Annotated in this window: 22 protein-coding genes and 1 pseudogene; 17 read left to right on the top strand and 6 right to left on the bottom strand. The window is 53.3% G+C overall.

All coding sequences use genetic code 11. The features are described 5' to 3' along the window. Positions 1–29: 29 nt before the first annotated feature. Positions 30–482: a GNAT family N-acetyltransferase gene (locus NI000_RS13400; RefSeq protein WP_253411273.1), complete on the bottom strand. Its 453-nt coding sequence runs from the start codon at positions 480–482 to the stop codon at positions 30–32. A gap of 153 nt (positions 483–635) precedes the next feature. On the opposite strand from NI000_RS13400, the gene NI000_RS13395 reads away from it, so the two are divergent. Continuing rightward, positions 636–1,508 carry an MBL fold metallo-hydrolase gene (locus NI000_RS13395; RefSeq protein WP_253411271.1) on the top strand — a complete coding sequence of 291 codons (873 nt, stop codon included), beginning with the start codon at positions 636–638 and terminating at the stop codon, positions 1,506–1,508. 429 nt (positions 1,509–1,937) lie between these two features. Here the strand turns inward: NI000_RS13395 and NI000_RS13390 are convergent, their stop codons facing one another. Beyond that, complete coding sequence (locus NI000_RS13390) at positions 1,938–2,594, bottom strand: TetR/AcrR family transcriptional regulator (RefSeq protein WP_064199447.1); 657 nt, start codon at positions 2,592–2,594, stop codon at positions 1,938–1,940. A 293-nt stretch (positions 2,595–2,887) separates the two neighbouring features. Between NI000_RS13390 and NI000_RS13385 the strand changes: the two genes are divergently transcribed. From NI000_RS13385 to NI000_RS13370, 4 genes are read left to right on the top strand one after another with little or no spacing between them, the layout of a single operon-like run. Continuing rightward, positions 2,888–3,733: an SDR family NAD(P)-dependent oxidoreductase gene (locus NI000_RS13385; RefSeq protein WP_069852218.1), complete on the top strand. Its 846-nt coding sequence runs from the start codon at positions 2,888–2,890 to the stop codon at positions 3,731–3,733. After that, a complete protein-coding gene (locus tag NI000_RS13380) occupies positions 3,730–4,743 on the top strand; it encodes a zinc-dependent alcohol dehydrogenase family protein (protein ID WP_253411269.1) in 1,014 nt (337 codons plus the stop codon). Before NI000_RS13385 ends, NI000_RS13380 begins: the two co-directional genes overlap by 4 nt. A 32-nt stretch (positions 4,744–4,775) precedes the next feature. Then, positions 4,776–5,939 carry an SMP-30/gluconolactonase/LRE family protein gene (locus NI000_RS13375; RefSeq protein WP_253411267.1) on the top strand — a complete coding sequence of 388 codons (1,164 nt, stop codon included), beginning with the start codon at positions 4,776–4,778 and terminating at the stop codon, positions 5,937–5,939. Positions 5,940–5,963: 24 nt separating this feature from the next. Beyond that, positions 5,964–6,752 (top strand): SDR family oxidoreductase, encoded by a 789-nt coding sequence (locus NI000_RS13370; RefSeq protein ID WP_253411265.1) that lies wholly within the window; start codon positions 5,964–5,966, stop codon positions 6,750–6,752. A 235-nt stretch (positions 6,753–6,987) separates the two neighbouring features. Here the strand turns inward: NI000_RS13370 and NI000_RS13365 are convergent. After that, positions 6,988–7,542: pseudogene (locus tag NI000_RS13365) on the bottom strand (IS110 family transposase); the annotation flags it as partial. A 286-nt stretch (positions 7,543–7,828) separates the two neighbouring features. Here NI000_RS13365 and NI000_RS13360 point away from each other — a divergent pair. The 3 genes from NI000_RS13360 to NI000_RS13350 all read left to right on the top strand — a co-directional run bounded on the left by NI000_RS13360 (position 7,829) and on the right by NI000_RS13350 (position 10,089). Next, positions 7,829–8,491 carry a DNA polymerase subunit beta gene (locus tag NI000_RS13360; RefSeq protein WP_253411263.1) on the top strand — a complete coding sequence of 221 codons (663 nt, stop codon included), beginning with the start codon at positions 7,829–7,831 and terminating at the stop codon, positions 8,489–8,491. Between the two features lie 137 nt (positions 8,492–8,628). Further along, positions 8,629–9,402 carry a putative protein N(5)-glutamine methyltransferase gene (locus NI000_RS13355; protein WP_253411627.1) on the top strand — a complete coding sequence of 258 codons (774 nt, stop codon included), beginning with the start codon at positions 8,629–8,631 and terminating at the stop codon, positions 9,400–9,402. A gap of 240 nt (positions 9,403–9,642) precedes the next feature. Then, a complete protein-coding gene (locus NI000_RS13350) occupies positions 9,643–10,089 on the top strand; it encodes a hypothetical protein (RefSeq protein ID WP_253411261.1) in 447 nt (148 codons plus the stop codon). Positions 10,090–10,189: 100 nt separating this feature from the next. Here NI000_RS13350 and NI000_RS13345 read toward each other — a convergent pair whose 3' ends face one another. After that, a complete protein-coding gene (locus tag NI000_RS13345; protein ID WP_253411260.1) occupies positions 10,190–10,828 on the bottom strand; it encodes a hypothetical protein in 639 nt (212 codons plus the stop codon). 278 nt (positions 10,829–11,106) lie between these two features. On the opposite strand from NI000_RS13345, the gene NI000_RS13340 reads away from it, so the two are divergent. The 9 genes from NI000_RS13340 (at position 11,107) to NI000_RS13300 (ending at position 21,187) form a co-directional block, all read left to right on the top strand. After that, positions 11,107–12,123, top strand: coding sequence for an NAD-dependent epimerase/dehydratase family protein (locus NI000_RS13340; RefSeq protein WP_253411258.1), 1,017 nt, complete (start codon positions 11,107–11,109; stop codon positions 12,121–12,123). A gap of 3 nt (positions 12,124–12,126) precedes the next feature. Further along, entirely contained in the window at positions 12,127–13,194 is a 1,068-nt protein-coding gene (locus NI000_RS13335) for a dihydrodipicolinate synthase family protein (protein WP_253411256.1), read from the top strand. 82 nt (positions 13,195–13,276) lie between these two features. Next, a complete protein-coding gene (locus NI000_RS13330) occupies positions 13,277–14,479 on the top strand; it encodes a M20 metallopeptidase family protein (protein ID WP_253411254.1) in 1,203 nt (400 codons plus the stop codon). Positions 14,480–14,584: 105 nt separating this feature from the next. Beyond that, complete coding sequence (locus NI000_RS13325; protein ID WP_253411252.1) at positions 14,585–15,937, top strand: hypothetical protein; 1,353 nt, start codon at positions 14,585–14,587, stop codon at positions 15,935–15,937. A gap of 48 nt (positions 15,938–15,985) precedes the next feature. Further along, positions 15,986–16,855, top strand: a complete 870-nt coding sequence (locus NI000_RS13320) for a sugar phosphate isomerase/epimerase family protein (protein ID WP_253411250.1) — start codon at positions 15,986–15,988, stop codon at positions 16,853–16,855. A gap of 39 nt (positions 16,856–16,894) precedes the next feature. Further along, entirely contained in the window at positions 16,895–17,953 is a 1,059-nt protein-coding gene (locus tag NI000_RS13315; protein ID WP_253411249.1) for a Gfo/Idh/MocA family protein, read from the top strand. 15 nt (positions 17,954–17,968) lie between these two features. Continuing rightward, complete coding sequence (locus tag NI000_RS13310) at positions 17,969–18,853, top strand: sugar phosphate isomerase/epimerase family protein (RefSeq protein WP_253411247.1); 885 nt, start codon at positions 17,969–17,971, stop codon at positions 18,851–18,853. A 4-nt stretch (positions 18,854–18,857) separates the two neighbouring features. Then, positions 18,858–19,760, top strand: coding sequence for a Gfo/Idh/MocA family protein (locus NI000_RS13305; RefSeq protein WP_253411245.1), 903 nt, complete (start codon positions 18,858–18,860; stop codon positions 19,758–19,760). A gap of 266 nt (positions 19,761–20,026) precedes the next feature. Next, positions 20,027–21,187, top strand: coding sequence for a cation:proton antiporter (locus NI000_RS13300; RefSeq protein WP_253411243.1), 1,161 nt, complete (start codon positions 20,027–20,029; stop codon positions 21,185–21,187). Positions 21,188–21,301: 114 nt separating this feature from the next. Here the strand turns inward: NI000_RS13300 and NI000_RS13295 are convergent, their stop codons facing one another. Together NI000_RS13295 and NI000_RS13290 are read right to left on the bottom strand one after the other, a co-directional pair. Beyond that, on the bottom strand, positions 21,302–22,891 hold the full coding sequence (locus NI000_RS13295; protein ID WP_253411241.1) for an extracellular solute-binding protein: 1,590 nt from the start codon (positions 22,889–22,891) through the stop codon (positions 21,302–21,304). Between the two features lie 81 nt (positions 22,892–22,972). Further along, positions 22,973–23,848: a carbohydrate ABC transporter permease gene (locus NI000_RS13290; protein WP_253411239.1), complete on the bottom strand. Its 876-nt coding sequence runs from the start codon at positions 23,846–23,848 to the stop codon at positions 22,973–22,975. Between the last annotated feature and the right edge of the window lie 22 nt (positions 23,849–23,870).

The following is a 23,870-nucleotide window of genomic DNA, read 5'->3' as shown; positions in this document are numbered from 1 at the left end:
ACGAAAAGGCTTCGATTAAGAAGCTTTTCTTATAAATCTTGCGAAAGACGCACCATATCGATCACCTGCATCCCGTTTTCGTAAATCGGCTCCTCGTAATGCCGGATGAAAAAATCCCTGTCGATCCAGGTCATGCGGAAGCCGCACTTCTGATAGAGAGCGAGCTGACCGATGCTTGAATTGCCGGTGCCGATTTCAATCGTTTTATACCCTAGCTGTTTCGCTGTCTCGATCGCGTGGTTGACCAGCTTTTTGCCTATGCCTTGACCTTGATGACGCTCGTCAACGGCGACATTAACGATTTCGACGGTTTCGGGTCTGGTGGGCAGAAGAACGTATACGCCGAGAATAAGTTCCTCTGCTTTGGCGACATAGCATTGGCCTCTTTGAATATATTCTTCAACCAGACTCGGGGAAGGGTCGGCTAATAACAGCAAATCCATTGGAGGCAGTTCATGGGATGCCAGTTTTACAATTTTCATATGATCACTCCTAGAAAGTTAAAAAATAGCAGTTTCTTCACATAAGATTCGGTAAACCTACGCCCGGTTCCTTCTTTTTGCTCATAATTGGTTGACTGCATCCGCATACTAACGAATAACTAAACAAAACAGCCTTAAGGCAAAGGAGAACCTATGACGGAACCGAATGCGGATCGAGAAATTGAAAATACATTGAATCACCGGTACATTCCGATCACCTCCGTCAAAAGCGGAGCATTGCAGACGGTGGCGGAGCGGGTCTCCTGTCTGACCATCCAAGTGGTTAACGTATGCTTTATCGGGAATCGCGAACCGGCCGACGGATGGGTACTTGTAGACGCCGGAATGCCGGATTCCGCCGACACGATCCAACAAGCGGTTCGGGAGCAGTTCGGAGAACACAGCAAGCCGAAGGCTATCGTGCTGACCCATGGTCATTTCGACCATGTGGGCGCCGTTGTCGAGCTGGCAGAGGCCTGGCAGGTCCCGGTATACGCCCACGAGTTGGAATTGCCATATGTAACCGGGCGGCATAGCTACCCGGACCCCGACGCGTCTGTCGAAGGCGGACTGCTCGCCAAGCTGTCACCCTTGTTTCCGAACGAGCCGGTCAACTTGGGCAAGCATGTCCGGGGGCTCCCCTCCGACGGTACTATTCCCGGCCTGCCGGAGTGGCGCTGGATACCGACGCCCGGTCATTCGCCGGGCCATGTGTCGCTGTTCCGGGAAACCGACCGCACGCTGATCGCCGGCGACGCTTTCATCACGGTACGGCAGGATTCCCTGTTTAAGGTTATTGTGCAATATGAAGAGATTTGCGGCCCGCCCCGTTATTTTACGACGGATTGGAAGGCGGCCAAGGAATCCGTACAGAGACTGGAAGCGTTGAAGCCCGCGGCCGCTGTGACGGGGCACGGGGTGCCGGTTTACGGCGACGAGCTTACTCAGGGGCTCGCGAAGCTGGTCGGACAATTTGATCGTGTGGCTGTTCCGGATTACGGACGCTATGTTGACCGTATGCATTGAGCGTATAGTTGGTTGTGGCGGCAAAGACCGCGTTGAACTGCCTTCAAGTAAAGGAATGGAAAAGAGATTGGTCATGTTTGCGGTTAGCTAGCTCAAGTCTTGTAGCTCCAGGCAGAGAATTAGCAGACGGGTCAAAGAGAGCCCATCTCCTTATAAATTGGAATTTATTAACTTCCAATTTAAGGTGATGGGTTTATTTACTTTTCCTAAGCACTAGACTAGATAATAATGTTGTAGACTGAAATAATAAAGTAGTAGTCTGACGGCATCGCTCAACTAACGGGCAGATTAGTTTAAGATCAAGCGCGGAGAAGCGTATCATAAATAGTGGTAAAGCAAAGAATTGAAGTAGAGATTAGCATTGAAGGTATCCTTGCAGTGTGAAAAAAGACAAGCTCTTCCCCTAAACCGGGAAGAGCTTGCCGTCTTTTAAGCTTTATCCGGCAATAACGAGCTGACAATTAAAGACAACGTTTGCCTGTATACCGCATGCGCCGATTGTACATCTCCTAAGTGTCCTCCCATGTAAAGATGAATGACGCCATGGAGCGAAGCCCAGAATACGCGGATAACTAATTCAGTGTCATACTGGCCAGGGATGAGACCTTGCTTTTGCGCATTGCTGATCACCGTCAATAATTGCCGCATGGCCGTTACGGTACCATTTAGGCTTTCCTCGTCTGGTTTGAAATCCGCGAATGCGCCTCCGAACATCAGTTTATAATAACTGGAGTAACGCTGCCCGAATTGCCAAAAGGCTTCGCCTAAATTCTGCAAATGCTGCGCCGGATCAGCAGCTTGCGGCGTCCCCTCGAATTCGTTAGCGAGAAGCTTACAACCGTCCAGATACAACTGCTGAGCCAAGCCCTCTTTATTGACAAACAAGTTATAAATGATTTTTGTCGAGCAACCCATTTTCTGCGATACTTTACGCACCGTAACGGCTTCCGGACCCTCTTCTTGCAAGAGCGTTGCCGCAGCGTCAACAACGAGCTTGCGGAGATTTTCAATATTTTGCAAGCGGGCTTCTTGGTAGGTTTTCAACACTCGTGAGTTCGCATTGGAGGAGATATCTTGATCGCTCATAATCATCACCTTCGGATATCAAGTTTTCGTCAGGAAACAAAGTTGCTGACGCTCTTGCAAGGAATTCTATACAGTTGTTAAGCGGTTGTCAATGAGACGGTAGATGTTCAAGGATATTCAAAGATCATATTGACTTTCTAGAAAAGCCGGGATACAATGAATTCGTTAAGAAACACTGTTACCAAATAGTATGATGATTATCACATTCCTTGAGAATCGGGAATAATTACTTCTGTTCATTTGGTAACGATGTTTCTATATTACAACATAGTATCTAGAAGGGGGGTAGCGATATGACGATTCAAGGTAAATGGGCGCTCATCACGGGAGCTTCTTCCGGTATTGGAGAGCAATTTGCGAGACAACTGGCCAAACAAGGCAGCCATTTAGTACTCGTAGCCCGATCGAAGGGCAAGCTTGAGAGTCTGGCATCAGAGCTCAGAAAGATGTATAGCATCAAAGCCGAGGTTATCGCTATGGATCTTGCGAAAGAGGGCGCACCCAGCGAGTTATATCAGCAATGTCGACTTTTGAAAGTGGATATCGAACTGCTGGTCAACAATGCAGGCTTTGCTACGCATGGTTTGTTTGAACAAGTGTCAGGCGAGCGTCAACATGAAGAAGTTATGCTCAATGTCGCCGCTGTTGTAGATATGACCCACTTGTTTTTGCCGGACATGTTGCGCAAAAGCTCAGGTACAGTTATCAATGTTGCTTCAACCGCCGGATTTCAACCACTTCCCTATATGGCCGTATATGGGGCAACGAAAGCTTTCGTCCTGTCGTTTACTCAAGCGTTATGGTTTGAAAACCGCAACCGCGGCATTAAATTCTTCGCACTTTGTCCCGGTGCGACGGACACGAGTTTCTTTAATGTCGTAGGAGCGGAAGAAGCCTCCGTCGGAAAGAAAGACACTCCGGAAAGAGTCGTAGAGGTTGCACTTCGTGCGTTGAAGGAAGGGAAAGTGTACGTCGTTCCGGGTGTGCAGAATTATCTCGGGGCGCAGTTATCGCGATTCATTACACGAAAACAAAGTCTTCGGCTTGTTGGAAGCATGATTCGTCCGCGTGAAGGATCCAGCAGCAATAATAAGAATCCGGGTAATCAATCTGATCTTGCAGGGAGGACAATTCGATGAAAGCTATACAGCTGAAAAACGGCTTCGGCTTCGAGGAATTAACCATAACGGAACTAGACATACCAACGCCAGGACCTAAGGAGGTACTGATCCGCATGAGGGCAGCTTCTCTCAATTACCGTGATCTAGTGGTCCTCAGCGGATTAATGCCGATCGAAGTCAAATTTCCCTTCATTCCCTTATCAGACGGAGCGGGAGAAATTGTAGCCGTTGGCCAAGGAGTAACAAGGTTCCAGGTCGGACACCGAGTAGCGGGTAATTTTCAACAGCGATTCATTGCCGGCAGCCCAAGACCTGGGGTGTTAGAAGAAAGCCTGGGGGGGCCGTTGAACGGAATAGCGGCCGAGTATGTCGTTCTACATGAAGACGGAGTCGTCCCTATTCCCGATCACCTCACTTATGAGGAGGCCTCAACCTTACCGATCGCGGCATTAACCGCATGGAGCATGCTAATCGAATATGGCGGTTTGCAAGCGGGTGATACCGTGCTGCTGCAAGGAACGGGCGGGGTATCCATCTTCGGGCTTCAATTCTCGCTTATGGCCGGAGCACGAGCCATCATCACGTCGAGCAGCAACGCCAAGCTGGAACGAGCAAAAGCTCTTGGTGCATGGCAAACGATCAATTATTCGGAAGCTCCCGATTGGGATAAGGCGGCGTTAGAGTTGACTGGCTGCGGCGTCGATCATGTTCTGGATGTTGGAGGAGCGGCAACGATGGGAAAATCCATAAATGCGCTTCGCATTGGAGGGACCTTGAGTATGGTCGGGTTCTTATCGGGCTTGACCATTCCGGAATACGATGTCTCCAGCATTTTGCAGAAAGCCGCAACTGTTCGCGGCAGTCAAGTCGGCAACCGAGATCACTTCGAAAAGATGAATCGGGCGATTGCCCATCATCGTTTACATCCCGTCATCGACCATGTATTCCCGCTGGCCCGAATTGGAGAAGCATTCGCGCTCTTGGCTGAAGGAAAGCAATATTTCGGTAAAATCGTAGTCCAAATCTAAAATCTCGCTTATATGAAAAAGGAGACACACTAATGCCTAATACACAAGTTCGAGCCGTTAAATCTACTGAAGGCGTGAATCGTCCTAAACGCTCACTTCGTGCTAGGATATGCAGATGGGGGCTATCGCTGCTCGCGGTGCTCGTTCTAGGAATACTCGTTTTCTTGCTTGTACCTTCACCGATCAAACCGGCAAAATGGTCAGCACCGACGGCCCCCTCTTTTGAGGAAGCGGGTCCGTGGAAACAAAACAATAAACTCAGCTCGGCTCAGCTTGTGACTGATGCCCCTCAATTCCCTGAATTCATTACATTCGATAAAGAAGGTCAGCTATATACAGGAGATTCAGATGGGAAGATTTACAAGGTTCCTTTCGATGCAGAGGGAAATCCGCAAAAAGCCCAAATGTTTGCAGACACCAAAGGAACTCCTAATGGGCTTATATTCGATGCCAAAGGCGATTTGATCGTTACTGATGTCAAGAGGGGACTGCTGTCTATTAACCCATCCGGGAGCATAGAGGTATTGGCTGATCAAGTGGACGGTAAGCCGATCTATCTAGCTAACGAGCTTGATATTGCCAAGGACGGTTCCATTTATTTTTCTGATACTTCGAATTATGGTAGTGTGACCTTCAAAGAAATTGCCGAGAACAAGCCGCATGGACGTTTGCTGAAGTACGATCCAAAGACCAAGCAAACGACCGTCCTTTTAGAAGGCCTTTATTTTGCAAACGGAGTTGCCTTGTCTGCGGATGAAGATTTTGTGCTTGTGGCGGAATCGTATCATTATCAATTGACCAGATACTGGCTTAAAGGACCGAAGAAGGGTACATCTGATATTTTCGTAGACAATCTCGCAGGTTTTCCAGACAACATTACGCGTGATGATCAAGGTCATTTCTGGGTCGGTATCTTCACGACTCGCATTTCTTTTGTAGATCAGATGCATAGCAACCTTTGGTTAGCCAGTACCATGGCCAAATTGCCGGAGTCGCTGCTTAGCGGCGCAAGCGCGCCGGCGAAGCATGGGCTTGCTATGGAGCTCAGCCCGCAGGGAGAGCTTATCGGAAGCTGGCATGATCTGGAAGGCAAACTGTATGGCGTAACTACGGCTGTAAGCCATAAAGGATATTTATATATAGGAACGGCACCGGGAGGCAGCAAGGGTGTTCATCGCGTGCTTTTAACAAAATAATGTTGGAATTTGGGAGGGTGCGAAATGAATCTGGATGATTTGGAGCTATCTTGGAATGAGAAGGAGAGTCTGATCGGCAAAGTGGCCTTGGTGACAGGCGCTAGCAGTGGCATCGGGGCATCGATCGCCAGGAAACTGGCAAAGCGCGGCGCCTATGTGACGGTCGTGGCACGTCGACGGGATCGATTGGATGAGCTGGTTCAGGAATTGCATAAAGAGGGATTGTACGAGGTTATGACAGTACCTGCTGATATTCAAAAGGCTGAAGAAGTACAGCATGTGGTCAATAAAACGATTAACCGCTGGCGCCGTCTTGATATTATAGTCGCCAATGCCGGATTCGGGTATCGAAGTCCTTTGGTAGAAGTGGATCTGGAAAGATGGGAGGAGCTGTACAGGACGAATGTACACGGTCTTATGTTGACGCTGCAATACGGGCTTCCGCCGATGCTGGGTCAGGGCAAGGGAGATGTCATCATCATCTCCTCCATTGCCGGCAAGGAAGTGATTGCCGGAGGAGGTCCATACAGCGCTACCAAATACGGTGTTAACGCCATAGCGTCTGCGTTACGTTTGGAGACAATCGATCAGGGGATTCGCGTTACGACGATTCAACCCGGGGCGGTGGCAACGGAATTTTCTCAGGTGGCCGGGTATTCCGAGGATGAAATTCGCGCGTTTTCTTCGAAAGTCCTGCCGTTACATCCCGATGATGTTGCAGAGGCGGCGCTCTATGCACTGGAGCAACCTGAGCATGTCAACATTCCAGAACTGACCATTATGCCTTCAAAGCAAACCCAGCGGTTCAAATAATTAACCAAGAAAGTAACGCACTGATGACAAAGAATTGCGGGCTTTCGAGGTAGGATTCGTAGCTGACCATCTTCTAAGAATCTTACCTTCAGCTCTGACTGGGTATAAATTCCAAAAAAAGGTAATACCCAATATATTGGTGATATATGTAATATATTTGGAAGGAATACCGATTATCTTGTCGAATCGGTGTTTTATGGGTAATACTTCCTGTGAACTCGGTGTTTGAGTTTCACTGAGGCTGTAATTTACTCAGCTCTGCTGGCGTAGGGAATAGGCGGAGCGTGGCCAATGAACCGATGCACATAATGTCCTTGAAGACATGTCGCAGCTCAGGAAAAACAACGTCGACCCAACGGTGGATTTGGTTTTTCGCACTCACGAGTCTCGTAACGACAGCGTCCCGGTTCGAGAGGAAAACACGCAGCTCCTCGAAAGCTTCAGGCGTAGTACGAGTAAACGAGTAGTACCCGTTTTTCACCATGTCGGTAATGATAAGAGCATCCTTTTTATCGCTCTTTGAGGGTGTGTTATCGCGGTTTTCTTTGTTCTTTTTCACAAGATGAGGATTTACTAAAACGACTTCAAAATGACGTTCAGAGAGCCACCTAGAAACGTTGAGCCAATAATGTCCGGTCGGTTCCATGCCGGCGATGGCTGAGCTTAAATTATGGAGGGATTGAAGATGCTGGATCCATTGCAATAGGTTGCGAAAACTGTCTTCGTCATTAGAAAGGGACAGAGGGTTTCCGATTACGATACCGCTAAAGTTTACAGCGCGTGCGACATGCCCCATCGTACCGAGGCGCTTTTGATTTTTTAAAGCCGAAATTATTCCGTCTACAGGAATGCTATCGGGTACGATAGTTCAATGGAGGCAGTCTACAACTTTATTATTCGGATTTAACTTAGCAACACTGCAATCCGATATTCACTCTAAAGCTTTTTATTCATATCTTGGTGATTAACATGACCGGAATTCCTTGGTAGATAGGGAGTCCCGGTCTAATACTTTATTATCACTGAACACCAACAGTGGGTTAGACATTGCACAGCTTCGTCGAGTAGCCTCCATCTTGGATGACGATCATAGAGACAACTTAATAACGGAAATCGGCGGCTGGGGACCGTGGATCAATGGTGGTGGCTGGCTAAAAGTAAATCAAAAGCCGGTCGATTTTTTATACCGTGATCTTAATAAAGTGTCAAACGTAATTGACCAATGCGTCATGGGGGATATCACAATCGACTATCATTCGGGACATCCTCATGGATTTATCAATTCGATATATTTAGCTGAAATCGCGTTGTGTAAGGTGTTATGGGACCCATCGGGTGTTGTGGGGGAAATGAAGCTCAAGACAACTCCCTACCCGCACGTTTTGCAAAAATCGATCATTCGAAAATTTCTATGGGAAGCACAGTTCTCCCTTGAGATCGGGAAAAAAGGTGTCTATAAAAAAGATTTATCTTACATTGCCGGATGTTGTTTTAGGTCAGTCTCTTGCTTGAATCAGGTTTTGTTTGCACTTAACGAAACTTACTGGATGAACGAAAAAGGAGCTGCTGCCATCGCCGATTCATTTAGCATGGTGCCCAGCCAATATTCCAATAGAATTAATAACATATTGACCTTAGTTACAGAAGATCAAGCCGATTTGGAGAAGGCTCAAAGCCTGTTACGTGATCTGATTCATGAAACAGACAATCTAGTGACAAGTAAAGGTCTGTTGAATTAAGGGCAGGATAGTTTAAATATAAGAGTATTCTGCATATTGAGAAACAGCGATAACATGTAGACTGGTGGTGATACAAAATTCATACCAAAGTAGGATGATATGTGGATTATCGTGAAGATGGAAGTATTATTTGGCAAATGGTTGTTAGGAAGCTTCGCGCTGCCGGTTGTGTTTTTGCTGAGGAGGAGGCCCGGTTGCTTATAGCTGCTTCGAACAATTCTACGGAACTCGCCAAACTTGTGGATCGCAGAATTGATGGTTTCCCTCTTGAACACATTATCGGATGTGCGGATTTCTGTGGTTTGCGGATTGAGTTGGATCCCGGAATTTTCGTACCCCGGCAACGAACCGAGTTTTTAGTGAGACAGGCCTTGGCCCACACTCGACCAGGAGACGTAGTAGTAGACCTGTGCTGCGGTTCCGGAGCTTTGGGCGCGGCTTTAGCCGCTTTAATAGAACGTATTGAATTGCACGCGGTTGATATTGATCCTGCTGCAGTACAATGCGCCCGTCGCAATATTCAGTTAGACAAAGGCTTTGTGTATGAAGGGGATCTCTACGATCCGATACCTGTTCAACTTTATAATCGCGTCAATGTTATTATAGCCAATGCCCCATACGTACCTACCGAGGCAATAAAATTCATGCCAACGGAAGCCCGCGTCCACGAGGCAAGAATTGCACTTGATGGAGGAGCTGATGGACTTGACGTTCAACGAAGAATAGTGGCTGAAGCTCCTCTCTGGCTTGCAAAGGGAGGCTATTTACTAGTCGAAACGAGCGAGAAGCAGGCGCCGTTGACGGCCGAACTCTTTGCTCAATACGGATTGATTCCAAAATGGGTTCGTTCCGAAGAACAGGACGCTAACGTTATCATCGGAATCCGAACAGACCATCCAAGACCAAGCTAGGAAGAACGCTGCTTCACTAATGAAGACGGATAGCAATATGACGAGCAGGTTGTGACAGCTCGAAGTATTTTCTATGTGATGGTTGGTCATACGGAGCATCATTTAAATGTCATTCAACAGCAGTTTGGTCGATAGCCGAAAGGATACTATGATCATCGGTTGCCGTACAAGGAATTTTGTCTCTCTGCGAAGAAGTTAAGTAATTGGTTCGCTGACAGAAGGGGAAGTAGGAGGGAAACCATGACTGAAGAAGAGGCAAAACGGCTGCTGATGCTGCACAGTTTCTCAATTGATGAGGCGATCGACCATCCGAAGGGTCAAACCGGATTTCTGATGTCGCTTCGCCCGTACCGCGGCTTGATCGAAGAGAACTTTCATGAGGTCATGTACGCTCTGTATATCCTGCAAAAGAAGCTGGGGCCGGACGCACCGCATCTGGATCGGGATATTGTCTCCGCCGTATGGGGGATGTGCCACTTAAGCCGGGCGTGGGGCGTTCATCTGGACGGCATGCTCCGTTCCAACGGGTTGATCTCGGAAGAGGACGTGTGCCGATTAGAAGAGTGGATCGACATGATTTCGTATGCGTTCCTAAACCTGTTGGAAGGCAATGGGGATGAGGCCTTTTTCGAATACTTGGAAAGCTACGGTGCATTCCGGGAGCCGAAGCTTGACGAGGAAGGGTAACCCGCGAAGCCAAACAATGATATTTGCCGTAGAGCTTGCCCGAGGCGCAATTCCTGCAACGTGGAAGAGTGCGGCTCGGGCATGGGGATGCATAACAGAATTAAGCTTTAAAGCGGCATTTCAGCAGATATACTTCATCGTACGATTTGATTAATTCGTCAGGATCCGGTTTGAAAGTCGTCGACCCCTGCTCTTTCTTCCGTACGATCGCACTCAAAGTAATAGGCTCCTCCGGTACGATTTTTTGGCTGCCAATCATCGAGCCCCAAGTGGATGAAGTAAAAGCTTCTTTAGCTATGGAGCCCTTGCTGGAAGAGAAGCTGCCTCCGTCCCGCACCGAAACAATCCACATTTGCTCCTTGTCGTTTACGCTGGTCAGGCTCCAATACAGCTTATTTTCCCGCTTGGGCCTAATCCTCGTCCCCATCGATGCCACAGTCTCCTTAAGCGATCCGTTCACGTAATGCTCCAGCCAGCAATCGATCTGGGTCATACTCTCGTCATCCGTTTGAAACTTATAGATGAATAAACTGTCCGTGCCTGCGGCGCTTTGGATGGATGCGTATTCGTCATCTGTCGTCGGAACATAGCTTATCGCATTTGCTTTTTCACCCGGATTAGCGTTTGAACTCGTGCTTGTGTTGACCAGCTTCGAAAGGTGTTTCTTCGGTGCGTCATTCCAGATTCCGGCCGCAAAGGCAAGCGCGAACAAACAGGCGAGAAGTACTTTTAGTTTCATCAAATAAGACCTCCAATAATGTTCGTGCAAACGGAACTTTCCAGCACCAATATACCACATTTTGGTTATTTGCACCAATTATGTTACAAGATCGGAGGGGTCAAAAGAGGAAGGGGCAGGATGTATTAGGGACCCCATGTCCGTCCATCCCGCGTGCAAACGTATGGGCTTTACCAATTTGATTTAAAGACAATTTAAAGATTTGTCTCTAAATACCCGCTGGCGCTATGATGATATTGAAATCGCTATCAACGTGACGAAGGGAGTTGTCTTGATCGATGAGAACGGTGGAGGAACTGGAGCAAAAGCTAGCTGAGCCGTCGCCTGCTTTGGTGCAGGAGATGAAGTCGCTGGAGGGGGACATCATGCTGCTCGGGGTGGGCGGCAAAATGGGACCGAGTCTCGCCAAGCTGGCGATCAACGCGATCCGGGAATCGGGGGTCGACCGCAAAGTATACGGGGTGTCGAGATTTTCAGAACAAGGGCTGAAGGAAGAGCTGGAGAGCTTCGGCGTCAAAACGATTGCGTGCGATCTGCTGAACGATGAGCAGCTGCAAAAGCTGCCTGACGTGAAAAATGTCGTTTATATGGCAGGTACAAAATTCGGCACTACAGGCAGAGAGTATTTTACATGGGCGATGAACGCTTATTTGCCGGGCCGTGTGGCGGAGAAGTTCCGTCATTCACGGATCGTGGTATTCTCCACCGGCAACGTTTATCCGTTGACTCCTGTCCTTCAGGGCGGAGCGAGCGAATCGACAGCTCCGTCGCCGGTCGGCGAGTATGGGCAGTCGTGTCTCGGGCGGGAGCGGGTGTTCGAGCATTTTTCTCATCAATACGGAACGCCGGTCTTGATCTACCGTCTCAATTATGCGATCGATCTGCGGTACGGGGTGCTGCTGGAAATTGCAAAATCGGTGAAGGAAGGCCGTCCGATCGACGTGTCCATGGGGCATTTCAACTGCATCTGGCAGGGCGACGCCAATGAAATTGCGCTTCGATCGCTGCTGCGCTGCAAGCAAGGGGCGGAAGTGCTGAACGTGACCGGTCCGGAGACGGTATCGATCCGGTATGCGGCCACCGAACTCGCCAAGCGGCTCGGAACGGAAGCGGTGTTCACCGGACAGGAGGCGGACACGGCGCTGCTCAGTAACGCGTCAAAATGCATGCAGCTGTTCGGGTATCCGCGGGTAGCGCTTTTGCAAATGATCGATTGGGTGGCCGAATGGGTGCTCCACGAAGGCAAGACGATGAACAAACCGACGCATTTTCAGGAAAGAGAGGGGAAATTTTAACGTATGGGCGGCAGAAAACCGTTGTCACCGGAACAATCCCGGGCGCTGCATGAAGGGCTGGTCATTCCCGCTCACCCGCTGGCGCTGGACGAACATCGAAGGCTCGACGATCGCAACCAGCGTGCTTTAACCCGCTATTATGCCGCATCTGGCGCCGGAGGCGTCGCGGTGGGCGTGCATTCGACGCAGTTTGAAATCCGCGAGCCGCAGTTCAATCTGTTCGAAAAAGTGCTGCGGATGGCCTCCGAGGAGGTCGACCGGGCGAACATCGCGCGCCCGTTCCTGAAAATCGCCGGTATTTGCGGCCCGACCGAGCAGGCGCTGAACGAAGCGGACACGGCGGTCGGACTCGGGTATGACGCAGGGCTGCTGAGCATGGGCGGGCTGCAAAGCTTGAGCGAGGCGCAAATCCTCGAACGCACGTCGCGGGTTGCCGAAAAGATGGCGGTGGTCGGCTTTTATTTGCAGCCGTCCGTCGGAGGGAAGGTATTCAGCTTCGACTTTTGGAAGGAGTTCGCGACCATTCCCGGCATCGTGGCGATCAAAATGGCGCCGTTCAACCGGTACCAGACGATCGACGTGGCGCGGGCCGTCTGCTATTCGCCGCGGCGCGACGAGATTGCGCTGTACACCGGCAACGACGATAACATCGTAAGCGATCTGCTGACCGTATACCGCTTTATGGTGGACGGCAAGCCCGTGGAAAAACGGATCGTCGGCGGGCTGCTCGGGCACTGGGCGGTGTGGACGCGTAAAGCGGTCGAGCTGCTGGAGGAAATCAAGCAAGTGCGGCAATCGGGGACGATCGGCAGCGAGTGGCTGACCTGCAACGTGGCGGTGACGGATGCGAACGCGGCGTTTTTCGATCCGGCACACGGGTTTGCCGGCTGCATTCCGGGCATCCACGAGGTGCTGCGCCGTCAAGGGCTGATGAAAGGCGTCTGGTGCCTAAATCCTCACGAAACGCTGTCCCCGGGACAGGCGGAGGAGATCGACCGGGTGTACCGAGATTACCCGGAATTGAACGATGATGCGTTCGTCCGCGAGCATTTGGCATCCTGGATGGCTTGAGTTCCCGGGTCCGGGTCTAAGCAGGAGGAGACGCGCACGATGAGCCTCAATGACGTATTTTCCAGGGGAAGGGGGTTAACCAATGAATCTGAACCATGAGGAAAATCAAGGGCTGATGGCGTCGGCGGAACGGCTTGCGGACTCGCTGGTGGCGTTTCGCCGCGACCTGCATGCCGAGCCCGAGTTGAGTTTGGGCGAACGGGAAACGTCCCGCAAGGTGGCGGAGCAGTTGACCGGGCTTGGGCTAGAGGTACGGACCGGCGTCGGCGGCTACGGCGTGACGGCCGAGCTTCGCGGCAGCGGACCCGGGCCCGTCATTGCGCTGCGCGCTGACATGGATGCGCTGCCAGTGACGGAAGAGACCGGCCTGCCGTTCGCCTCGCGCCGCCCGGGCGTCATGCACGCCTGCGGTCACGACGGGCATACGGCGATTTTGCTCGGCGCGGCCCGGCTGCTCACGGAGCGGCGGGAGCGGTTGAACGGCAGCGTGCGGTTCCTGTTCCAAGCGGCGGAGGAGATCAATGCGGGCGCCAAAGCGATGATTGCGGACGGTGCGCTGGACGGCGTCGCGGAAATTTACGGGCTGCACAATTTGCCGACGCTTGCGGCGGGCAGGATAGCGACTCGCGCCGGGGCACTCATGGGCTCCGTCGACCGCATCGAGATCGACATCGAGGGGAAAGGGGGCCACGGAGCCATCCCTGATCAGTGCATCGATCCGATCGTGGCGGCTTCGGCCGTCGTTCTATCGCTGCAAACCGCCGTAAGCCGCGAGCTTTCGCCGTTCGCACCCGCCGTCGTGACCATCGGCAGCCTGCAGGCCGGGGAAGCGAACAACGTCATCCCGCACCGGGCCCGTTTAACCGGTACGGTACGGACGTTTGCGCCGGAGGTGCAGATCGGCATGCCGGAGCGGCTGGAACGGCTCGTGACGCGGATTGCCGAAGGCTACCGGTGCCGGGCCGAGCTCCGTTACATTCCGCAGACCCCGGTGCTTGTCAACCACGACGACTGCCTGGCCTACGCCGAGAGAGCGATCGACAGGCTTCTGGGACGCGAGCGGCGCGTACAGGCGGAGCCGACGATGGCGGGCGAGGACTTTTCCGTCTATTTGCAGCGGGTGCCGGGCTGTTTTTTTTGGCTCGGCTCAGGTCCCGAGACGGGAGTGGAGCAGGCTTTCGGACTCCACCATCCCCGGTTTACGCTTAACGAAGCGTGTCTCCCGGTCGGGGCGGTGGCGCTCGCCGCCATTGCTTTGGAGCGTCTGGCTGCGGGGCAGGCATAAATGGGGTGTCACTTTGAAAACGTCACCTTTTTGCAATTGGCAGATTCCTCCTGTCAGGTATAATGGAGATAGATTGAACACAAGCATGGGTAAGGCGGTGTTGTCATGTTCGGGACTTATCGTACGTCCACCGTAGAAAAAGGGATACCGATCGCGTTGATCGGACCGGAGCCGATGATTCCCGTCATGCTGCAAGCGATGAAGTCGTTTCCGTCCTTCGTTCCCGTCACCGGGGCGTACGCGAATCTGGAAGAAGCGGTTCAACGGACCCGGGACCTTATGGACCGCGTCGAAGTGATCTTGTATTCGGGACCGCTTCCATACCAAGTATGCCACGACCGCATCCAACTGCGCGTGCCCGCTCATTTCGTTCCGCTGAACGGCTCGGGGCTGTACCGGTCGTTGTTTCGGGCGGAGCGGATGGGACGGCTCGGCGCGATGTCCGTCGATACGCTGACCCGCCAGCCGTTCGTGAAAACGTTCCGCGAGCTGGGCCAGTCGCTGCCCGAACTGATGTTCTATCCAGGCGGCGATCCTGCGGATACGGAAGCGATGGTTCGTTTTCATGCGGAGCAATACGCCCAAGGAAACACGGCGATTGCCTTGACCGCGCTCCGTTCCGTATCGGTGAAGCTGAGCGAGCTCGGCGTGCCGAACGAGTGGGTGCTGCCGACCGAGCAGGATATCATCGTCGCGCTTGAGCGGGCGCTGTTATCGACCGAATCCCGCCGCAGCAAGGAATCGCAAATTGTGGTGGGCTTGATCGACGTGGACGGGTTCCGCAAAGCGGCCGATCTCCGGAAGTCGGAGCATGACGTGCAGCGGCTGAAGCTGGACATTCACCGGATGATGCTCGAGTATGCCGAAACGCTCGAAGGGCATTTGACCCCGCTCGGCGGCGATGAATATTTGTTCGTCACGACACGGGGGATGTTCGAGCGCCATACGGGCGGGTATAAATATATCCCGCTGGCCAAAATGGTGCAGGACACCTTCACCCTTTCGCTGAGCATCGGCATCGGCTTCGGCCGGTCCGCCCACGAAGCGGGCTCGCATGCCCGGATGGCGCTGCGGCGGGCCAAAGACGCAGGCGGCAGCATCAGCTTCATCGTCCGTGAGGACGAGAGCGTCATCGGTCCGCTGGAAATGGCCGAGCCGCTCAGCGCCGGCCTGTCGCTGTTGGACGCCGCATTGATCCGGAAAGCGGAGGAAGCGGGCTTGACCCAGACGTATTTGAGCCGGGTGGTCGCCCAGCTCACCCGAACGGGCAAGACGGACTACAACGTTCACGAACTGGCGTCGGTTCTCGGCGTGACCGTCCGCAGCACCCACCGGCTGCTGACGCAGTGGATGGACGCGGGACTGGTCGAGGTGGCCGGAGAGGAACGCGGCAGAGCGAAGGGGAGGCCGAAGCAGATTTACCGGTTTTCCTTTCTGGACGACCTGCTGCGCCGTTAAAAAGCATGCTTGTCGTTTATATCGGACTTAGCTGAGGAGGATGTACGCATGAAATTGGGATTGAGCACCTACAGTTTATACCGGGCTATCGATAAGAAGGAATTAACCGTAACGGAAGCCATCCGCTGGATTGCCGACAATGGAGGCGAGCATGTGGAGATCGTGCCGATCGGGTACGACTTGACCGACAATCCGGGGCTGATAGAAGATATCCACAAGACCGCTGACCAAGCGGGACTTGACATTTCCGGCTACGCGGTCGGCGCGAATTTCGTGCAGGCCACCCCGGAAGCGTACGAGCTGGAGATTGAGAAGACGATGCGCCAGGTTGATATCGCCCGCGACCTGGGAGTAAAGCGGATGCGTCACGACGTCGCGTCGCGCCCGATCCCCGAAACGTCGATCCGCCAGTTCGAAGCAGACTTGCCCAAGCTCGTCGAGGCGTGCCGCCGTATCGCCGACTACGCAGCGCAGTTCGATATCGTCACAAGCGTGGAAAACCACGGCTTCTACCTGCAAGCAAGCGACCGGGTGCTCCGGCTCGTGCACGAGGTGGATCGCGTCAACTTCAAGACGACGCTGGATATCGGCAATTTCCTGTGTGTGGACGAGGATCCGGTCAGCGCCGTTTCGAATAACATTCCGTTTGCGTCCATGGTGCATTTGAAAGACTTTTACCGCCGTCCGTCGTACCGCAATCCGGGTGAAGGCTGGTTCAAATCGACCCACGGCAACTTCCTGCGGGGCGCCATCGTCGGACAAGGCGACATCGATATGCCGGAGGTCATCCGGGTGCTGAAGGCTTCGGGATACGACGGGTATTTGTCCGTCGAATTCGAAGGTATGGAAGATCCGAGAACCGGTTCGAGAATTGCCATGGATAACGTCCGCCGGTTGTGGCAGGAAGCTGTAGTGTAAACCGAAAACAACAGGAGAAGCAGGAGGAACAGGGGAACGATGAGCAAAATCAAAATCGGAATTATCGGAGCGGGCTCCATTTCGGAGCAGCATTTCAGAGCCTACAGCCATCATCCGGAAGTGGAAATTTATGCCGTATGCGATTTGAATGAGGAACGGGCGAAAGCAAAGGCTGAAGCGTACGGCGCATCCAAGGTATTCACCGATTACCGTGATCTGCTGGCGCTGCCGGACATTCACGGCGTCAGCATCTGCACTTGGAACAACTCCCATGCCGAAATTAGCATCGCGGCGCTCGAAGCGGGCAAGCACGTGCTTGTGGAGAAGCCGCTGTGCCAAACGGTGGCCGAAGCCTTGAAAGTCGAAGAAACGGTGCGGCGGACGGGCAAGCTGCTGCAGGTCGGCTTTGTGCGCCGGTACGGCAGCAATACGGAAATTTTGAAAAAATTTATCGATGCGGGCGATCTGGGCGAGATTTATTACGCGAAGGCCTCTTGTCTCCGTCGTCTTGGCAACCCGGGCGGCTGGTTCTCGGATATCAAGCGCTCCGGCGGTGGGCCGGTGATCGATCTGGGTGTGCATATTATCGACATTTGCTGGTACCTAATGGGCAAGCCGAAGGTCAAGTCGGTCTCGGCCAATACGTACAATCGCCTCGGCAACCGCTCGAACGTGGAGCACTTGGAATTCTACAAAGCAGCGGATTACAACGCGGCGCTCAACACCGTTGAGGACATGGCCAATGCGCTCATCCGCTTCGAGAACGGGGCGAGCCTCATGGTCGATGTCAGCTTCACGCTGCATGCGAAGAAGGACGAGCTGTACGTCAAGCTGTATGGGGACAGGGGCGGCGCGGAGCTGGAGCCGGAGCTTGCGATTATCGCTGAGAAGTACGATACGATTCTGAACGTCGCGCCGCAGGTAGACCATCCTTCGTTTGATTTTATTGCCGGGTTCCAGCAGGAGATCAACTACTTTATCGACAGCTCGCTCGGACGAGCGGAAACGCGGAGCCCGGTGGAAGACGGCGTCGAAGTGATGAAAATATTGTGCGCCATTTACGAATCGGCCGCCCAAGGGCGGGAAATCGAGCTGTAGGAAGGAGCGATGCTCATGGCATTGATAAACAAGATCGGAGTCATTTCGGACAGTTTCAAGCTGCCGCTGCGTGAGAGCTTGCAAAAGTCCAAGGAGCTCGGCGCCGACGGCGTGCAAATTTGGGCTACCAAAGGGGAAATGGACCCGGCGAATCTAAACGCGGCCGCTCGGAAAGACCTCAAGGCTTATCTCGATTCGATCGGGCTGGAAATTTCCGCTTTATGCGGCGATTTAGGCGGACACGGCTTCCAAGACAAGGAGGCAAACCCGACCAAAATCGAAATGTCAAAGCGGATTCTCGATCTGGCGCTTGACTTGGGTACGAATATCGTGACGACGCATATCGGTCTGGTGCCGGAGGACCCGGCCGATCCGATCTATGCCGAGATGCAGGACGCTTGCGGTCAACTGGCCCGTTATGCCTCGTCTGTTGGCGGTTATTTTGCGATCGAGACCGGTCCCGAGACCGCCGCACATCTGAAAAGCTTCCTGGACAGCCTCGGCTCCAAAGGAATGGCGGTCAACTTCGATCCGGCCAATATGGTCATGGTAACGGGCGACGACCCGGCCAAAGGCGTGCATACGCTGAAGGACTATATTGTCCATACGCACGTGAAGGACGGACTCCGGCTGCGCGAAGCAGACCCTCGCGCCATCTACGGCTCCCTCGGGTACAAGCCGATGGATCATGAGGAGATCGCGCGGATGGTGAGCGCGGGCGAGTTTTTCCGGGAGCTGCCTCCCGGCGAGGGGGCCGTCGATTTCAACGCGTATTTCCAAGCGCTGCAAGACATCGGATATACGGGCTACTTAACAATCGAGCGTGAGGTCGGCGATCAGCCGGAGGAAGATATCCGCAAAGCGATTCAATTCATCGAAGCTTACCGGAAGCGGGGCTAGGCGCATGGAGGCGGCGCTGCACATAGGCATCATCGGACTCGATACGTCGCACGTAACGGCGTTTACGAAGCTGCTGAACGACCCGTCGGATGTCAATCATGTGCCGGGAGGACGGGTGATCGCCGCTTATCCTGGCGGCTCCGCCGACTTCCCGCTCAGCATTGACCGGGTCGGCTGCTTTACGCAAGAGCTGCGGGAGCAATACGGCGTGTCCATCATGGAAACGCCGGAAGCCGTAGCGGAATCGGTCGATGCGCTGCTGCTCGAATCGGCCGATGGACGGGTGCACTTGGAGCAGTTTCGCGCCATCGCGCCTTACGGCAAGCCGGTATTTATCGACAAGCCGCTCGCACTGAGCTCGCGGAAGGCGTATGAAATCGCCGAGCTTGCACAGCAATATGATATTCCGGTCATGAGCACCTCGGCGCTACGGTACTCCGAAGGGCTTGTCAACGCTCTGGCGAAAGCTGACGGAGCCATTACGGGAGCCGATGTCTTCGGACCGATGCATCTCGAACCGACGCAGCCGGGGTACTACTGGTACGGAATTCATACGGCCGAGCTGCTGTATCGCGCCATGGGCGCAGGATGCCGGGAAGTGGCCGTGGCGGCGAACGACGATTTCGACGTCATTACCGGTGTCTGGCAGGACGGCAGGATCGGTACGATACGGGGTAGTCGGCGGCTGGGTCAAAGCTTCGGCGCCACGCTGCATACTGGAGAAGGACCGCGCCTGGTTGATGTGTCCAAGGACGGCAGACCGTTTTATGCCAGCCTGCTGGTCGAGGTCATGAAGCTGTTCAGGACGGGAGAACCGGGCATTCCGCTGACGGAGACGCTGGAGATTATCCGTTTCCTCGAAGCAGCCAACGAAAGCCGGGCGACAGGGCTGCGGGTCAAGGTGTAGCCGCAGGCGGGGTGGGGGGCCACGTTATTCCCCTCAAGCCAGATTTTTCTTGCAAAATTTTTTGAAACCGGAAGCGAATCCTTGCGTATTAGTATCGTAACGTTAGCTTTCCTTGGAAAAACAAATAGGAAATACCCGGAGGAGCCTGTCACCTTAGCTTTGCTATGTTTATTTAGCAGCTATGGTTGATAGGCTTCTTTTTGTATGTTTTTGCCTGAATATCCACAGGATAAGCACGATAATAACAGAAGGGGCGGTCGGTCATTATGCTTATTTTTCAACTGGCTATCATCTTGCTTGCTTCCAAAATTGCGGGGGACCTCAGCGTTAAATTAGGACAGCCTTCCGTGCTCGGCAAGCTGCTGATCGGGATCGTCTTGGGACCGACGGCGCTTGGACTCGTGACGAATACTGACATTTTGACGGAAATCAGTCAAATCGGAGTGATTCTGCTGATGTTCATTGCCGGACTGGAAACCGATGTCGAGGAATTCAAGCATACGGGGAAGCCTTCTGCTTTTGTAGGGGTTGCGGGGATTATCGTGCCGCTGGTCGCAGGTTTTATGGCCGGGCAAGTGATGGGGCTGCCGAGGATCCAGGCTGTATTCCTCGGACTGCTGCTGTCGGCCACCAGCGTCAGTATTTCGGTGCAGGCGCTGAAGGAAATGGGAAAGCTGAAGTCCCGGGCTGGGGCTACGATTCTGGGGGCCGCGGTCATCGATGACGTACTGGTCATCATTGCGCTGGCGTTTGTGATGAGCTTTGCAGGAGGAGACGTGAATCTGGGTATCGTTGTCCTGAAAAAAGTAGTCTTTTTCGCCGGGGCGATTCTGATTGCTTGGAAGGTCGTTCCTTGGGTGCTGAAAAAGTTCGCGCCTCTTCGTGTGACCGAAGCGGTCATATCGGCCGCTCTCATCATCTGCTTTACCTATGCCTACTTGGCCGAATATGCAGGGGTTGCCGCCATCATCGGAGCTTACATCGCCGGTGTGGCGATCAGCGTAACGAAATACAAGCACGAGGTGTTCGAGAAGGTCGAAACGATCGGGTATTCGATTTTCGTTCCGGTGTTCTTTACTTCCATCGGCGTGACGGCGGAGTTCACGGGAATTGCCGGCAATCTTGGCTTGATCGTCGTTTTGAGTATTCTGGCGATCCTCACCAAGCTGGTCGGCTCAGCACTGGGAGCAAAATTCGCCGGCTTTGCCTGGAGACCTTCCTTGGGCATCGGAGCAGCCATGGTATCGCGGGGCGAAGTCGCGCTGATCATCGCCGCCATGGGGCTGGACGCCGGTTTGCTGAGCAAAGAGATGTTTGCCGTCCTCATTGTGGTCGTCTTGGTGACGACCCTCGTGACGCCGCCGATGATGAAATGGTTTTTTAAGGAGTCCAAGGCGACTGGCGAAAACATAGATCAATCCGCTTGAGGCGATAAGGGGGCTGTACAGAATTGCGACAGTCTCAGTCCGTGGAAAATGAGAAAATGGTAAAAAGAGTCCCAGCCATTCATTGGTCTGGGACCCCTTGCATCTAATCCTGTATCACTTCCACTGCGGGCCGGAGTAGCCGTTCGCCTTGAGGCCTTCATTCACTTCCTTAATGATCTGGGCGCCGCCTTTATCGGACCATTCCTTGACCATTTTATCCCAATCAGACAGCGGCTTTTCGCCGAAAATCATTTTCGTTTGCTCCGTGTAGAGGAACTTGGATAGCTCCGTATCCTTCGAGGCCTTCGTCTCGGAGAACACGGAGTAGGCCGGATTGACCAGATGCTTCGTCTCGCCGTGCATTTTCTCCAGGCTGGCCGCCAGATCGCGCAGCAGCGGAACGTTGTACTCCTTCGAGTAGCCGTTGGCCGCGTCGTTCGGAGCCCACATCGTTTTGTCCGGCAAATAGTTGATCGGCGCAAGACCTTTCTCCTCGGCCTCGCGGCGCACGCTGCCGTTCTCGATTTTGTAGCCTTGGCCTTCCTTGCCGTTCAGCCATTCAAAATCGGCATTGCTCGCGTTGCGCTGCTCCAGCGGCACAAACTTCCGGCCGTAGTCGAGCATCTCCATAATTTTGTTTACCTTGTCCGGCTCCTTTGCCAGCTTCGCATTCAGCATGACGATGCCGTAGAAGCCGGGGGAGGAGGTGAACCCTTGCGAGCCGTCCGGCGCTTGGAACGGGGGGACAGGCACGATTTTGGCGTTCGGGTTTACGTCAACCAGGCCTTGCATAGAGGTCGGGTTCATGCCGCGCGGTGTGCCGATGAAGATGCCCGCTTTGCCGGAATAGAACTCCTTGTTCGTCTGCGTCCAGTTGAGCAGGGCAAAGTCCTTCGTAATCGCGCCTTCCTTGTACAGGTCGGCCAGCCAGCCGATGTGCTCTTTCCGCGCTTCGGAGATAATGCCCGGGATGACTTGTCCATCGGCGTTTTTATGGTACCAGGCATCGAGATCCCAATAAGCGCCCATCCCGAAGCCCGGGTTAATGTTCGCGGACATGGCGAGCCCGTACGTATCGTTCTTGCCGTTGCCGTCAGGGTCGTTTTTGGTGAAGGCGATCACCACTTTTTTCAGCTCGTCATAGTTTTTCGGAACCTCCAGCCCCAGCTTGTCCAGCCAATCTTTGCGGATGATCGGGGTCAACTGGTAGTTCTCGGTTAAGTATTTTTGGACCGCGTATATTTTGCCGTTCACCGTAACGGCTTTGCGGGTATTGTCCGGAATCTGCTTCATCGTCGGGTATTTGTCAAGCAGATCGTTCAGTGGCAAGAAGGCCCCTTGCTTCGCCCATTTATAGAAATTCGAATCCGGTCCTTCCATGACGATGATGTCGGGAATTTCGCCCGAGGCCACGACGGCGCTCAGCTTCTGGTCGTAATCGGAGCGGACCACGTACTGCGGTTTGAAATCGACGTTGAATTTCTCGTTGATCATCTCCAGGCCCTTGCCTCCGGTGGGAGGAAACGCCCCGTAACGGAAGTCGATCATCGTGATCGTCTGTTTTTTCTGGCTATCCGTTGCGGCTCCGGCGCCCCCGGCGTTCGGTTGATCGGTCTTTGCGTCGCCGCCGCCACTGCAGGCGGACGTTAAGGTTATGGCTCCGACGAGCGCGGCGGCCGTCCATGTTTTTCCTCTGTAAATCATTTATAAGCCCCTCCCATGTTTGGATCATACTCTGAATCCTTGGTTTATACAAGTTCGTGCGCCTGACCGGATGTCACGAAGTCAGCCTTTGACAGACCCAAGCATCACCCCCTTGGCAAAATGCTTTTGCAGGAACGGATACACGATGAGGATCGGAACGGTCGCGACGATGATGGCCGCCATTTGGATCGTGTCCGCCGGCGGAGCGTGTTCGAGCAAAATTTGACCGCTGCCGAGCGCCGTCTGCGCTTCTCCGACGACGACCATTTGCCGCAGAATGACTTGAATCGGCCATTTTTCCGGTTCGTTCAAGTACAGGATGCCCGTGAAGTAATTGTTCCAGTGCAGCACCGCATAGAACAGGGCGAAGGCGGCCAGGGAAGGCTTGGATAAAGGCAGCATGATGTTCCAGAACACCTTCAGATCGTTGGCGCCGTCGATGACCGCCGCTTCGTGCAGCTCGTTCGGGATGCCGACGAAAAACTGCCGCATGACGATCAGGTTGAACGGATTGATGGCGATCGGCAGGATGAGCGCCCAGATCGAGTTCAAGAGATGCGTTTCCTTCACGATCAAGTACGTCGGAATCATGCCCGCGCTGAACAGCAGCGTGAAGAGAACAAGCACCAGCATGATCCGTTGGCCGATGACCGGGCGGGCCAGCGTATAAGCGAACGTAGAAGTAAACGCCAGATTGACCGCCGTCCCGATCACAGTCACAAGCACGGTCACGCCGACCGAACGGACGAACGACTCCGAAGCGAAAATATATTCGTAGGCGCTGAGCACCCATTCCTTCGGAAACCAGATGATGTCATGCTGCAAAAATTCCTTGTAGGAGGCAAAAGAGACGGCCAGCACATACCAGAACGGGATCAGCATCATCAAGGCGATGAGGCCGAGCAGCAGAACGTTGGCGATATCGATCAACCGGTCTCCCGGGGTTCGATGATGCAAGCGGATCATCCTTTCTTAGGCG

Origin of the sequence: Paenibacillus tyrphae, assembly GCF_024158745.1 — a bacterium.
Taxonomy (GTDB): Bacteria; Bacillota; Bacilli; order Paenibacillales; family NBRC-103111; genus Paenibacillus_G; species Paenibacillus_G tyrfis_A.
The sequence above is the reverse complement of the archived record's forward strand: the minus strand, read 5'-3'. Positions and strand labels throughout refer to the sequence as shown.